Origin of the sequence: Pseudomonas atagonensis (assembly GCF_011369485.1) — a bacterium.
Classification (GTDB): Bacteria; Pseudomonadota; Gammaproteobacteria; order Pseudomonadales; family Pseudomonadaceae; genus Aquipseudomonas; species Aquipseudomonas atagonensis.
Window position 1 is genome coordinate 1 of the sequence record NZ_VXCA01000078.1, and the last position, 841, is coordinate 841.

1 protein-coding gene is annotated in these 841 nt (G+C 62.3%); it reads right to left on the reverse strand.

The window, feature by feature from the left end; genetic code table 11:
- The coding region (locus tag F2P67_RS27585) for an AMP-binding protein (protein WP_166226418.1) at window positions 1-841 on the reverse strand (841 nt) is incomplete at both ends.

Sequence of the window (841 nt, forward strand, 5' to 3'; positions counted from 1 at the left end):
TGATGACGGTTCCGTACACTGGGTTCCGAGCTTGCCGGGTTCGCTGCGTAAGCCGCGAATCTTCACCTGATGGTCGAGCCGGCCGAGGTATACGATCCGGCCGTCGGCGCGATAACGCGCCAGGTCACCGGTGCGGTACAGACGACCGCCATCGGCAGCAAAAGGATCGGGAATGAAGCGCAGCGTGGTCAGGTCAGGACGGTTCAGATACCCCCGGGCCAGACCGGCGCGACCGACGTACAGCTCGCCGATGCAACCTTTGGCCACCGGGTTCAGGTCGCCGTCGAGCAAGTACCAGGACAAGTCCGCAATCGGCTCGCCGATCGGGCTACTGGCATCGCGTTGCAGATCGGCCAGTGAGATCGGCCGGTAGGTCACGTGAACCGTGGTTTCGGTGATGCCGTACATGTTGATCAGTTGCGGCGTCTGATCACCGAAACGCTCGAACCATTGGCGCAGGCTCTTGACCTCCAGCGCCTCGCCGCCGAACACCACGTAACGCAGGGACGGTTGCGCCGCCGCGTGTTCCGGGGCGCACGCCACTTGCATCAGTTGCTTGAACGCCGACGGCGTCTGGTTGAGGACGGTGATCCCTTCACGGCACAGCAAGGCGTAGAAATCTTCCGGCGAACGGCTGGTCTCGTATGGAACCACCACCAGTTTGCCGCCGTACAGCAGCGCCCCGAAGATTTCCCAGACCGAGAAGTCGAACGCGTAGGAATGGAACAGGCTCCAGACATCCTGCGGACCGAAATCGAACCAGGCATCGGTGGCCTTGAACAGGCGCAGTACGTTGTGATGGGCGAGCAAGGTGCCTTTTGGCTGGCCGGTAGAACCGGAG